This is a genomic window from Psychrobacillus vulpis (assembly GCF_006861825.1).
In the GTDB taxonomy this organism is placed as follows: Bacteria; Bacillota; Bacilli; order Bacillales_A; family Planococcaceae; genus Psychrobacillus; species Psychrobacillus vulpis.
In genome coordinates this window covers 1-12,909 of record NZ_VDGI01000014.1, presented here as the reverse complement: position 1 = coordinate 12,909, position 12,909 = coordinate 1, and the positions used below count along the sequence as shown (strand labels likewise).

Below are 12,909 nucleotides of genomic sequence, written 5' to 3'. Positions count from 1 at the left end.
CAATTATGATAATAATAGAGTGAATTTTCTAATTTTCGTGAAAAGGAGGAATATTATGACGGAAAGCAAACTAATTTTAGAAGTAAAAAATCTTCAAACTTCCTTTTTCACTGATGATGGCGTTATTCCATCCGTGGACAATGTTGATTTTCATGTTAGAGAAGGTGAAATACTCGGAATTGTTGGCGAATCCGGTTGTGGCAAAAGTGTCACTTCATTGTCCATAATGGGCCTTGTACCTAGTCCGCCAGGCAAGATAACGAATGGGCAAATTCTATTTAGAGGAAAAGATTTGACAAAATTATCCGAGCGAGAAATGAGAAACGTTCGTGGAAATGATATTGCGATGATTTTTCAAGAACCTATGACATCTTTGAATCCTTTATTTACAATTGGAAATCAACTGATAGAAGCTATTACACTCCATAAAAAAGATTGGAGTAGAAAACAAGCTAAAGCAAGAGCGATTGAAATGATGAAGCTCGTTGGACTACCTAGAGCAGAAGAGTTGATAAAAGAGTATCCGCATCAGCTATCTGGGGGAATGAGACAGCGTGTAATGATCGCGATGGCACTAGTTTGTGATCCGCAACTATTAATTGCAGATGAGCCGACAACCGCGTTAGATGTAACGATTCAAGCTCAAATATTAAAGCTTATGCGTGAACTAAATGAAAGACTAAATACAGCAGTCATATTAATCACTCATGATTTAGGAGTAGTTGCTGAAACATGTGAACGAGTGGTCGTAATGTACGCAGGAAAAGTTGTCGAGGAAGGATTAGTTGAAACAATTTTCAATAATCCACAGCATCCTTATACAAAAGGGTTAATCGCTTCTGTTCCAGATATGCGTTATAAAAAACAACGTTTATATTCCATTCAAGGAAATGTGCCAAAGCCAGGCACAGTTAAAGAGGGATGCCGGTTTGCAGCTCGTTGTGAATCTGTGTTTGGACGTTGTACGGAAGAAAATCCTCCGCTATATGAAACATCCGAAGGTCATAAAACGAGATGTTTTTTATATGATGAAAAGGAGATATTGGTTAATGACAAAACCGCTGCTACAAGTTGAAGGGTTAAAAAAGTATTTTCCTATTCATAAAGGTTTATTAGGTAAACAAACTGGTTTTGTAAAAGCTGTGGACGATGTTTCTTTTTATGTAAATGAAGGCGAAACTCTTGGAATTGTAGGAGAGTCTGGATGTGGGAAATCTACTACAGGTCGAATGCTTATGAGATTGCTAGAACCTACAGAAGGTAAAGTAACTTTTGAAGGGAAAGAGCTGACGAATCTTTCGAGTTCAAATATGCGGAAAGTACGAAGAGAAATTCAAATGGTTTTTCAAGATCCGTATGCTTCTCTAAATCCACGACATAATGTGGAAAAAATATTAACTGAGCCACTTATTGTTCATAATATTGGGGATGCCAAAAGTCGAAGAAAGAAAGTATATGACTTTTTAGAAATCGTAGGGTTAAGCAGCTATCATGCAAAGAGATACCCACACCAATTTAGTGGGGGACAACGACAACGGATAGGCATTGCAAGAGCATTAATGACGAATCCAAAGTTAATCATTGCGGATGAACCAGTTTCTGCTCTCGATGTTTCCATTCAAGCGCAAGTTCTAAATCTCATGCAAGATTTACAGAAAGAATTAAAGCTAACGTACATTTTTATCGCACATGACTTAGGGGTAGTCCGCCATATTAGTGATCGCGTTGGTGTTATGTATTTAGGAAGAATGGCTGAACTCGCTACAAGTGAATCACTTTATGCGGATCCGCTTCATCCTTATACGAAAGCGTTGCTCTCAGCAGTTCCTGTTCCTGATCCAGAATATAAAAGAGAGCAGATTATATTAGAGGGAGATATTCCAAGTCCTTCCAATCCTCCTACTGGTTGTACTTTTCACACGAGATGTCCTTTTAAAATGGATGCTTGTACAACCATTGTACCGAAATTGGAAGAAGTAAAACCAGGTCATTTTGTTGCCTGCCATTTATATAATGAGTTGGCGCAACATTGATAATATATTTTTTACGGAGGGGTAAATTTGGGGAAAAAGAAAATATGGTCATTTATAACTTTGATGGTATTTGCTTTAATTCTAGTACTAGCTGCATGTTCGTCGGATGACACATCCAGTGAACAACCTAAAAAAGAGGATGAAGGAACAACAGAAAAAGAAACTTCATCTACTGGAAATAAGGTGTTAATCTTTGGTCGTGGTGGAGATTCAGTTTCTCTAGATCCTATTGCAGTTACAGATGGGGAATCTTTTAAAGTTACGCAAAACGTCTTTGAAACGCTTTTAAACTTTGGAGAACAAGATACAACAATTCATGAAGGTTTAGCAACAAAATGGGAACCATCAGAAGATGGGCTTACGTATACATTTACCCTTCGTGAAGGAGTAAAGTTCCACGACGGTACTGATTTCAATGCTGAAGCGGTTGTAAAAAACTTTGAACGTTGGGCTAGTGGTTCTGAAGATAAATTCCCTTACTATGCTTCGATGTTTGGAGGGTTTAAAGATGATGAAGGTCATGTAATCGAGTCTGTTACTGCAGATGGTGACTATACAGTTGTATTTAAACTTAAACGCGCACAAGCTCCTTTCTTAAAAAATATTGCGATGAGTCCTTTCGGTATAGCTAGTCCAACTGCATTTGAATCTGCAGGAGAAAAATTTGGCGACAGTCCAGTAGGTACTGGGCCATTCAAATTCGTTGAATGGAAACGTAATGATTCTATTACTATTGAGAAATTTGCAGATTATTGGGCAGATGGTTTACCGAAGCTAGATAAAATTATATTCCGTTCGATTCCAGATAATTCAGCTCGTTTAAACGCACTACTTACTGGTGAGATTGATTTAGCAGATGGTGTAAACCCAGCGGACGGTAAGACTGTAGAAGGTGATTCTAACCTACAATTGTTTGAGCGTCCATCTATGAACGTGGGATACCTAGGTTTAACAACTACTCGTCCACCATTTGACAATGTAAAAGTACGTCAAGCGATTAACTATGCAATTGATAAACAATCGATTATTGATGCTTTCTTTGAAGGTCGTGCAGAAATAGCGAAAAACCCAATGCCACCTTCGATTAGTGGTTACAATGAGGATATTCCTGGCTATGAATATGATCCTGCAAAAGCAAAAGCACTTTTAGCAGAAGCTGGATTTGCTGATGGATTTGAAATGGAATTATGGGCAATGCCTGTACCACGACCATACATGCCAGATGGAACAAAAGTTGCTGAAGTTATTCAAAAAAACTTGGAAGACATTGGAGTAAAAGCAAAAATCGTTTCTTATGAGTGGGCTACTTATTTAGAAAAAGCTCGAAACGGAGAAGCAGATGCATTTATGTTAGGTTGGACTGGTGATAACGGGGATGCAGATAATTTCATCTATGTATTACTGGATCAAGACAATATTGGAAGCAATAACTACACTTACTATAGCAACGAAGACTTACACAAAATCCTAATTGAAGCACAAACAGAAGTTGACGAAGATAAACGTAATGAATTGTATAAGCAAGCTCAAGAAATTATCTATAAAGATGCTCCTTGGGTACCACTTGCTCACTCAACTCCATTACTTGCAGGTAAGGCGGATTTGACAGGTTTCTTACCACATCCGACTGGATCTGATAAATTAACTAACGTTGACTTTAAGTAATAAGCTTGAAGGGGAGAGGTCTTCGTGATTTCTCCCTTTTCTTTATTTAACTTGACTCAGCAGTTGTTTTTTGCTGATTCAAGTTAAGCCTCCGGCGGATGTCACAGATTTTGAAGGGAGTTAATTGCGCAAGCGCAATTCAAAATCTGGACGCAATTACGGAGGCGCAATTGATTAAATGGAGAGGTGAAGACAATGCTTCACTATATCGGAAAAAGACTATTACAATTGATCCCTGTTTTGCTAGGAATGACATTCATCGTTTTTATGATTATCCGTGCAATACCTGGAGATCCGGCACAAGTTATTTTAGGACAGCTAGCTTCAAAAGAGGCAATAGAAGCATTACGAGGAAAGCTTGGATTAGATAATCCTTGGTACACGCAATACTTCGATTATTTAATCGGTCTATTTAAAGGAGACCTAGGAGAGTCGATGCGAACCGTTCAGCCTGTCGCGGATGAGATTTGGCCATATTTAGCTGCAACTTTTGAGTTAGCTTTGTTTGCAATTATTATTGCAGTCATTATTGGAGTGAATGCGGGTATTATCTCTGCATGGTTTCAAAATTCTTGGTTTGATTATTTGGCGATGGTAATTGCTTTAATCGGTGTATCGATGCCTATATTTTGGTTAGGGTTACTGGAACAATGGTTTTTTGGTATTGAACTTCAATGGTTACCTACATCAGGTAGGGAAGAGGTTCGGAATCCGGTTTCAGCTGTTACAAACTTATATGTATTAGATACAATCATTAATGGTCGTTTTGATCAGTTAGGCCAAGTGCTGAAGCATTTAGTGTTACCAGGGATAGCACTTGCAACTATTCCAATGGCTATCATTGCTCGTATGACAAGATCCAGTATGCTAGAAGTAATGCGTGCTGATTTTGTTCGAACTGCTAGAGCAAAAGGGCAAAAGATGTTTTGGGTTGTATACAAACATGCTTTAAAGAATGCCATTATCCCCGTGTTAACTGTTATTGGGCTTCAAACAGGTTTGTTACTTGGAGGAGCAATCTTAACAGAAACAATTTTTAGCTGGCCGGGAATCGGAAGATACATTTATGAAGCCATTCAATTCCGAGATTATCCAGTTATTCAATCAGGGATTCTTGTAGTAGCATTTATTTTCGTAATGATTAATTTATTGGTAGACATTTTATACGGTTTGATCGATCCAAGGATTAAATACGACTAAAAGGAGGAAATGGATATGACCGAAATGGTACCGAATTCGACAATTAAAACAGTTGCTGTGAAAGAAAAGTCGACCGGTCCTTGGCTCGATGCATGGCGAAGCTTTCGTAAAAACAAAGTAGCGCTCGTTGGAGCAGGGATTGTTCTTTTCTTCGTATTTTTAGCGATTTTTGGTCCTTTATTGGCACCGCAAGGGATTAATGAGCAATCGATTAAAGACCACCGTTTGCTTCCCCCATCTAGTGAGTTCTGGTTTGGTACAGATGATTTTGGTCGCGATATTTTTTCGCGGATTATACATGGGGCACGCATTTCGCTTGGTGTCGGATTTTTCTCGGTAATCGGGTCTGTAATTGTAGGAAGTATTTTAGGTATTATCGCTGGCTATTACGGAAAATGGGTGGATATGATTATATCTCGTGTTTTTGATATAATGCTAGCGTTTCCTAGTATCTTACTTGCAATTGCAGTTGTTTCTGTATTAGGACCTTCATTGCGAAATGCATTAATCGCGATTGCTATTATAAATGTTCCTAACTTTGGTCGACTCATTCGTTCGAAAGTGTTGAGCATTAAAGAAGAGGAATACATAACTTCTGCAAAAGCGATTGGTATGAAGGATATGCGGATACTGTTTTCTCATATTCTTCCGAACTCAATGGCGCCTGTCATTGTTGCAGGCTCTTTAGCAATTGCATCAGCAATTATTGAAGCTGCAGCTCTAGGATTTCTTGGACTTGGGGCACAGGCACCGGCACCGGAATGGGGGAAAATGTTAGCAGATGCCCGTGTTGTTTTACGTAATGCACCGTGGGCGATGATTTTTCCGGGACTTGCTATCATGTTGACCGTTTTAGGCTTTAATTTAATGGGGGATGGTCTCCGAGATGCGTTGGATCCTCGAATGAAAAACTAAAAACATACTAAATTAAATAAAATGGCACGTTCAGACTGTAGAAAAACTCGAAAGAAAAATGAGTTATCTACAGTCTTTTTGTTGTTGCTTTGATAGATTCTGGTTTTCCGAAGCTTACCGCTCGCTAGGAGATCCTCCACAATCCACACTCTACTTTTTAGTTCTAGAAAATCGTTGAAAAAGGCGACACTCCTGCGGGAATAGCGTTGGTCGAAGCCCCTACAGCGAAGCGAGGAGGGCACTGAAAAAGTGTTATTCTAATAAATTTTCTATCAAATATTCGTTAAGAGAATTTATCGCTTTGGCATTCGCTTTCCGCGGGCGAGCGACGAGCCTCCTCCTTCGTGTGGGGTCTCGTCTGTCTCGCTTTCCCGCAGGAGTCTCATGCGTCGCGCTAAATTCTCTTAAATAAATACAGAAAAAGTTCCTACAATAATACTAATTCGAGGTTTTCAGTGCCCTAGAAGCGAGGAGACTGAGGCAACGCCCGCGGAAAGGGAGCCGTTTCAACGATTTTCTTATTTATTAGGAGATTGAACAACCCCATCTGATAAAGTCAATTATAAGGACTTTTTCAGATCTTCTCTACGCTACTGCAGGGTCTCGTCTGTCTCACTTTTTTAGCACAGTTAGTAAAAATTTTAAAGGCAGTTGGAATGAGCTCATTCCAACTGCCTGTTGTCTTCAATTTGAAAGTGCTACCTTAAAAAAGGTGGCACTTTTTTTGGATGAATTATGGTTTTTCTTAGTATGGTGTTTCTTCTATTTGAACAGTTAGTTCTTTGCTATGGAAGTTTTGATAGGAAGTGATAAGAGTATCCACATGTTCTAATTGTTCTTCGTATTTTAATATAGACGACAATATATGAAGTAAGTGATATGTTGAAAACTCTTGCTCTTCTTTAGTTAAATTGATTTGTTGGACAAAGATATCCATAACTTCTTGCCTCTGAAGAAAAGCCTCTGATTCGTTCCATTCCATATGTTCTGGCTTTAACTTTCCAATAAACTTCAAATGTAACTGTTCATGATAGGTTAGAAGTGCATCTAACCGTTCTTTAATCATCATTCGAAAATGTTCTGGAAGTTCTAATAGTTCATTTTCGTAGAGATGAAGTCTTTTTAGTACATCTAAGCTTTTATAAGAAGTAGAAATCAATTCTCTATAAACAACTAATTTTCTACCTTTTGTATAGATTGCTTTTTTTGAATAGCCGCGTTCTTCTTTAAAAAATGAATACAATTGATCAATTCGACTTAAACGGTCTTTCATTTGACTGATCGCTTGTTTAGTAGCGCTATGATCGGACGCATGCCTAACTGCAATTCGAATCCAACGAATGATTTCATCTTGTGAATAGTGAATAGCATTGAATAGTTTTGTTTCGAATTTAGGTGGCAAAAATATTAAGTTAACGACAAATGCCGATATGACACCAACAAGTATGGTAGAAAATCGTATTAATGCAAACGTAAAGAAATCATCGCTTTGTACTTCCATAATTGCAATAACAGTTACTAGCGCTAATGAAATCGTTTTTTCTAACTTGAATTTTAACATTATCATTATTGCAACGATTGCGGCGAATCCAACGGCAATAAAATGATTGCCAAATACTAATGCAAAAATGACCGCGATTGCCGCTCCAATTAAATTAGATTGTACTTGCTCTATAACAGTCAAATAGGATCTATAGATAGAAGGCTGAACCGCAAAAATTGCAGCTATTCCTGCAAATACAGGAGAAGGAAGCTGGAGTAAATCAGCTATAAACAATGAGAAAACAATAGCTACTCCAGTTTTAAATACTCGAGCTCCTAATTTCATTTAATCCTATCCTTTCATAACGTGCGATGTATGTAACTATTGCTTGAGTTTAGCAAAAGCATTATCGACCGCAACTATTGTGTCTTTAATATCATCTTCTGTATGAGCGGTCGTTATAAACCAAGCCTCATATTTAGAAGGAGCAAGATTTATGCCTTGTTCCAGCATAAGTTTGAAAAATTTACCGAATAGTTCTCCGTCACTTGCTTCTGCTTGGTCGTAGTTTTCTACTTTTACATCGGTAAAATAAACGGATAATGCACCTTTTATTCGGTTAATCGTAATAGTTATATTATTTTTTTTAGCAGACTCTAAAATGCCGGATTCTAAAAGTGCTCCAAGTCTGTCTAATTCTTCATATACACCTGGTTTTTGTAACACTTCTAAACAAGCGATACCTGCTTGTATAGACGCAGGATTTCCTGCCATAGTTCCTGCTTGGTAAGCTGGACCAAGTGGTGCGACTTGCTCCATGATTTCTTTTTTACCACCATAAGCACCTATTGGAAGACCACCACCAATAATTTTTCCTAGTGCAGTTAAGTCAGGTGTCTCATTTAACATCGTCGATGCAGCACCATAGTGAAAACGGAAAGCAGTGATTACTTCATCATATATAACTAAAGTGCCTTTCTCTTTTGCTAATTTATGAACAAGAGGTAGAAATCCTTCATTTGGCTCAACCATACCGAAGTTTCCAACAATCGGTTCTACCAAAATACAAGCTAGTTCTTCTCCCCATTTTTCCATAGCTTCTTCATATGCGTTAGGGTCATTAAAAGGTATCGTTATAACTTCTTTAGCGATTGACTGAGGTACTCCGGCAGAATCAGGTGTTCCTAATGTAGCAGGACCAGATCCAGCTGCAACTAACACTAAATCTGAGTGACCATGATAACAGCCTGCAAACTTCATTACTTTTGTTCTTCCTGTATAAGCACGGGCAACACGTATAGTTGTCATCACTGCTTCAGTACCAGAGTTTACGAAACGCACTTTATCCATTGAAGGGATTGCTTCTTTTAACATTTTAGCAAATGTCACTTCATGTTTTGTTGGAGTACCGTACAATAACCCAGTTTGTGCAGCTTTTGTGATTGCTTCTGTAATATGTGGATGTGCGTGACCTGTAATGATTGGTCCATATGCAGCTAAGTAGTCAATGTATTTATTTCCATCAACATCATAAAAGTAAGCTCCTTCAGCTTTTTCCATGACAGTTGGAGAACCGCCACCGACTGCTTTATACGACCGAGATGGGCTGTTTACTCCACCTACAATATGTTCAAGAGCTTCTTCATGTATTTGTTCTGATGTTGTTCTGTTCAATTGTAAAACCTCCGCCTATTTTGTCTGTATCTATTGTAGACAAAAATGGAGAAAAACGCTAAAGAAAATTGAAACTGTTTGACTAATTCGATACGATGGAGGTAGAAACAAAGGAGGTTCCTATATGCAAACACTTGAAGGAATGATAGCACCAAAGTTTTCATTGAAAAATGAAGCAGGAGAATCAGTGTCACTTGAAGATTATGCTGGAAAGAAATATGTAGTATTGTTTTTCTATCCAAAGGACTCTACCCCAACTTGCACAACGGAAGCATGTGATTTTAGAGATACTCATGAAGCATTTAATGACTTGAATGCGGTCATTTTAGGAATAAGTGCAGATAATGAAAAAGCACATTCGAAGTTTATCCAAAAACATGGTCTACCATATTCGTTGCTAGTGGATGACACACACGAAGTATCTGAAGCTTATGGTGTATGGAAGTTAAAAAAAATGTTTGGAAAAGAGTTTATGGGTATTGAGCGTTCCACTTTCTTAATTGATCCAACAGGAACTGTCGTTAAGGAATGGCGTAAAGTAAAGGTTAATGGTCACGTAGAAGAAGCATTAGAAACTTTAAATACAATTACAAGACACGGAGTATAAAAATGAAGATATTATTTTCTTTTTTACCTAAGCCAGAACAACAAACTAATTTAATAGAGAGATTTCCAGAAGCAGAGTTTATTTTTCAAAAACCATTAGACGAAGAAACGTTAAAATCCGCAGATGTATTTGTAACGTATGGAGAAGACCTACATGCGTCACATATCGAAAACGCAGATCGATTGAAATGGATTATGGTTGCATCCGCTGGATTAGAGAAAATGCCATTGAAGGAAATAGCAAATCGCAATATTTTGATGACGAATGTAAGAGGGATTCATAAAACACCTATGGCAGAATCGATACTCGCTCATATTTTATCTATTAAAAAATCCCTTCCAACAGTAGCTGAAAATCAGCGAAAAGGTGAATGGTCTAATAGAGTGAAATCTTCCGAACTTTTTGGTTCAACGGCATTAATTTTAGGACCTGGAGCAATTGGTGGAGAAGTAGGCAGAATTCTTCAAGCTTTTGGTGTACATACAATTGGCTGTAATCGTAGTGGAAAGATATCGAATTACATGGATGAAATGACATCTTTTGCCGACTTGAAAGCAGTACTTCCAACAGCTGATATAGTACTTTCGATTTTGCCAAGTACAGATGAAACACGTGAGTTACTGACATATAAGCATTTTCATTGTATGAAACGATCAGCTATCTTTATGAATTTTGGTAGAGGTGATGTTGTAAAGGAGGAAGTGCTAGTTCGGGCGCTAAAAGATGAATGCATCGCTCACGCTGTTTTAGATGTTTTTGAAAAAGAGCCACTTCGAGAAGGACATCCATTCTGGTCGATGAATAATGTAATTGTTTCCCCACATATGTCTAGTCACTCTTCTCAATATGTAATACGAGCACTAGATATTTTCTCGAGAAATCTATCAGCTTGGATGAGTGGGATTGAAAAAATGGAGAATATTATCGATTTGGAAAAAGGATACTAAAGGAAGTACTTGTTTTCTATCACTATAAAAGTTTGACAGGTAATGCTTTTCTTCCTTATACTTATTATAACAATTACAAATTAATAATAAATATGAAGAGAGGTGCATTGCGATGACGGAAGTACATTTAAGAGATGCTTTAGATACATTAAAATCAACTGGTGTACGAATTACACCTCAGCGCCATGCGATATTGGAATATATTATCCAATCCATGTCACATCCCACAGCGGACGATATATATAAAGCACTTGAAGGTAAATTTCCTAATATGAGTGTTGCAACCGTATATAATAATTTACGTGTATTTAGAGAAGCTGGACTTGTAAAAGAGCTCACATACGGTGATGCTTCGAGTAGATTCGACTTTATCACAAATGATCATTATCATATGATCTGCAATTCATGTGGAAGGATTGTTGACTTTCATTATCCAGGACTTGATGAGGTAGAGCATTTAGCCTCGCATTTAACTGGCTTTGAAGTTAGTTCACACCGTATGGAAATCTACGGAACATGCCCATCTTGTAAAGAACATTCAACAAAAGTCCAATAAACAAACCAAGCGTATTTTATTTACGCTTGGTTTTCTTATGCTTTGGAAGTTGTATTTCCAAATGTTCTTTAAAAAAAGAACGTGTCACTTCTTTTTGATTTTGCTCCATCGATTAGTGTAAGTACATAGAGAATTGAAAAAACACCTTGCTAAAAAGCAAGGTGCCAGGTTATCTTTTTCTATTTAGAGATTCATCGAACTCTTGTCCTTCTAATGATGGATCAAGTGTTAATGGTTCTTTGCAATACATACACATATCAACTCTACCTAAAACCTTAGTGTGTTTTCCGCAATTTGGACAAACAACTTGAACAGCTTTAGTTGAAAGTAAACCAATCCAACCATAAACAACAGTACTTCCTAAAATAGAAACCAATCCAAGTACCATGAAAATAGTTACTAGAATTGCACTTTCACGAAAGAATATTGCTCCATACATAATGATGAATCCAAAGAATACCAGTCCTAATGCAAAGGAACGTATTCTATTTATTTTGTTTTTATAAGGCTTCATATTTTTACCTCCTAATTACTAAATACACTATATCATATTTTCATTATAAGTAATGTTTTTATATAATTACGGGAGGAAAAACAAAGACACTGTCGAAAAACTATATAAGGAAATAAAGGAGGAGCCATTTTGGAAGCATTGTTAAGACCAATTTATCAAGAACGAGCAAGTGAGGCAAATACGTTAGGAATAATATTAGTAGAAAAAAGAGAAGAAGTTAGTCCGATAACAGATACTTTCGATTCTATCTTATTTGTATTAACTAAAGATGCTGACCAACCGATTTTCACAAAACATTATACGTTTAATGATAAGAAAGCAGCTATGCATATCATTACGGAGAAGCAGTTAAGGAAATGGTTATTGCTTGGGAAAAATCCGAAATTAGTAGATTGGTTAATTAATGGAAGAGTAGTTTTTGATCGCAATGAATATATTGAGCAATTAAAAAGAGAATTACACGAATTTCCTATCAACGGAAGAAAAGCAAGAATGGGTATTGAATTTGCAAAGTTAAGTAGAAGGTATTTAGAAGGTAAGTTATTTTTTGAGCAATTGAATTATTTAGATGCATATAATCACATAGTAGACTCTCTCCATCATTTAGCACGATTAGCAGTCTTCGAACGAGGAATGCATCCTGAAGTTATGGTATGGAAACAAGTAAAACAATTAGATCCTTCTATATATAAACTTTATGATGAGCTTATTTCTAGTCAAGAATCGTTAGCGAAGAGGTTAGAACTTCTATTTCTAGCGAGTGAATTTTTAATACATTCAAGGACGAAAGATGGTGCTCAACACATTTTAGAAGTATTAGCATTGAAAGAACATTGGACAATTCAAGAGATTCACGAACAAGAAGAACTAAAAAATTACTCAGTCGATTTGGAAGTATTTATTGAGTATCTAGTAGATAAAGGATTTATCTTTATTGAAAAACGATCTACTAAAGGTAATGAAATCATGCATAGATACTATAAAGTGAAGAGATAAACTCGATACACAAAAACGGACGAATATTTTGTTCGTTTTTTTTGTTGACAATAATGTTTAATCTGTTGTATTATAATAAGCGTCGTCAGAAACGACACAGAAAAAATAGCTGAAAAAGTTTTTTGAAAAACTTCTTGACTCGTTAGTTGTAAAATGATAAATTAGAGAAGTCGCAAAAAACGACTAAGCAATATGAACATTGAAAACTGAACATGCAAAACGTTAAGACATATAGCTTGATAGACTAACTTCGGTTAGTCCGATAGCAAACAATTTTGACATCATTTAATGATGATGCCAGCAAAACAAAATGAGCTTT

The 12,909-nt window shown here is 36.9% G+C and carries 12 protein-coding genes; 9 read left to right on the top strand and 3 right to left on the bottom strand.

The features are described from left to right. The first annotated feature begins 55 nt into the window (after positions 1 to 55). From FG384_RS12820 to FG384_RS12800, 5 genes are all read left to right on the top strand, one after another. On the top strand, positions 56 to 1,075 hold the full coding sequence (locus FG384_RS12820; protein WP_142643002.1) for an ABC transporter ATP-binding protein: 1,020 nt from the start codon (positions 56 to 58) through the stop codon (positions 1,073 to 1,075). Then, positions 1,050 to 2,033: an ABC transporter ATP-binding protein gene (locus FG384_RS12815; RefSeq protein ID WP_142643001.1), complete on the top strand. Its 984-nt coding sequence runs from the start codon at positions 1,050 to 1,052 to the stop codon at positions 2,031 to 2,033. The genes FG384_RS12820 and FG384_RS12815 overlap by 26 nt, the downstream gene beginning before the upstream one ends. A gap of 27 nt (positions 2,034 to 2,060) precedes the next feature. Continuing rightward, positions 2,061 to 3,698, top strand: coding sequence for an ABC transporter substrate-binding protein (locus FG384_RS12810; RefSeq protein WP_142643000.1), 1,638 nt, complete (start codon positions 2,061 to 2,063; stop codon positions 3,696 to 3,698). A 195-nt stretch (positions 3,699 to 3,893) separates the two neighbouring features. Beyond that, positions 3,894 to 4,898 (top strand): ABC transporter permease, encoded by a 1,005-nt coding sequence (locus FG384_RS12805; protein ID WP_142642999.1) that lies wholly within the window; start codon positions 3,894 to 3,896, stop codon positions 4,896 to 4,898. Between the two features lie 15 nt (positions 4,899 to 4,913). After that, complete coding sequence (locus FG384_RS12800) at positions 4,914 to 5,813, top strand: ABC transporter permease (protein ID WP_420849962.1); 900 nt, start codon at positions 4,914 to 4,916, stop codon at positions 5,811 to 5,813. A gap of 745 nt (positions 5,814 to 6,558) precedes the next feature. Here the strand turns inward: FG384_RS12800 and FG384_RS12795 are convergent. Together FG384_RS12795 and FG384_RS12790 are read right to left on the bottom strand one after the other, a co-directional pair. After that, positions 6,559 to 7,641, bottom strand: coding sequence for an FUSC family protein (locus FG384_RS12795; RefSeq protein ID WP_142642998.1), 1,083 nt, complete (start codon positions 7,639 to 7,641; stop codon positions 6,559 to 6,561). A 36-nt stretch (positions 7,642 to 7,677) separates the two neighbouring features. Continuing rightward, positions 7,678 to 8,970: a glutamate-1-semialdehyde 2,1-aminomutase gene (locus FG384_RS12790; RefSeq protein ID WP_142642997.1), complete on the bottom strand. Its 1,293-nt coding sequence runs from the start codon at positions 8,968 to 8,970 to the stop codon at positions 7,678 to 7,680. A 124-nt stretch (positions 8,971 to 9,094) separates the two neighbouring features. Between FG384_RS12790 and bcp the strand changes: the two genes are divergently transcribed. The 3 genes from bcp to perR all read left to right on the top strand — a co-directional run bounded on the left by bcp (position 9,095) and on the right by perR (position 11,080). Then, positions 9,095 to 9,577 carry a thioredoxin-dependent thiol peroxidase gene (bcp, locus tag FG384_RS12785; protein WP_142642996.1) on the top strand — a complete coding sequence of 161 codons (483 nt, stop codon included), beginning with the start codon at positions 9,095 to 9,097 and terminating at the stop codon, positions 9,575 to 9,577. Positions 9,578 to 9,579: 2 nt separating this feature from the next. Next, positions 9,580 to 10,524, top strand: a complete 945-nt coding sequence (locus FG384_RS12780) for a D-2-hydroxyacid dehydrogenase (RefSeq protein ID WP_142642995.1) — start codon at positions 9,580 to 9,582, stop codon at positions 10,522 to 10,524. A 112-nt stretch (positions 10,525 to 10,636) separates the two neighbouring features. After that, entirely contained in the window at positions 10,637 to 11,080 is a 444-nt protein-coding gene (perR, locus tag FG384_RS12775) for a peroxide-responsive transcriptional repressor PerR (protein WP_142642994.1), read from the top strand. 169 nt (positions 11,081 to 11,249) lie between these two features. Here the strand turns inward: perR and FG384_RS12770 are convergent, their stop codons facing one another. Next, positions 11,250 to 11,594, bottom strand: a complete 345-nt coding sequence (locus FG384_RS12770) for a YgzB family protein (protein ID WP_142642993.1) — start codon at positions 11,592 to 11,594, stop codon at positions 11,250 to 11,252. A gap of 129 nt (positions 11,595 to 11,723) precedes the next feature. On the opposite strand from FG384_RS12770, the gene FG384_RS12765 reads away from it, so the two are divergent. After that, complete coding sequence (locus FG384_RS12765) at positions 11,724 to 12,590, top strand: nucleotidyltransferase-like protein (RefSeq protein WP_142642992.1); 867 nt, start codon at positions 11,724 to 11,726, stop codon at positions 12,588 to 12,590. The last annotated feature ends 319 nt before the right edge of the window (positions 12,591 to 12,909 follow it).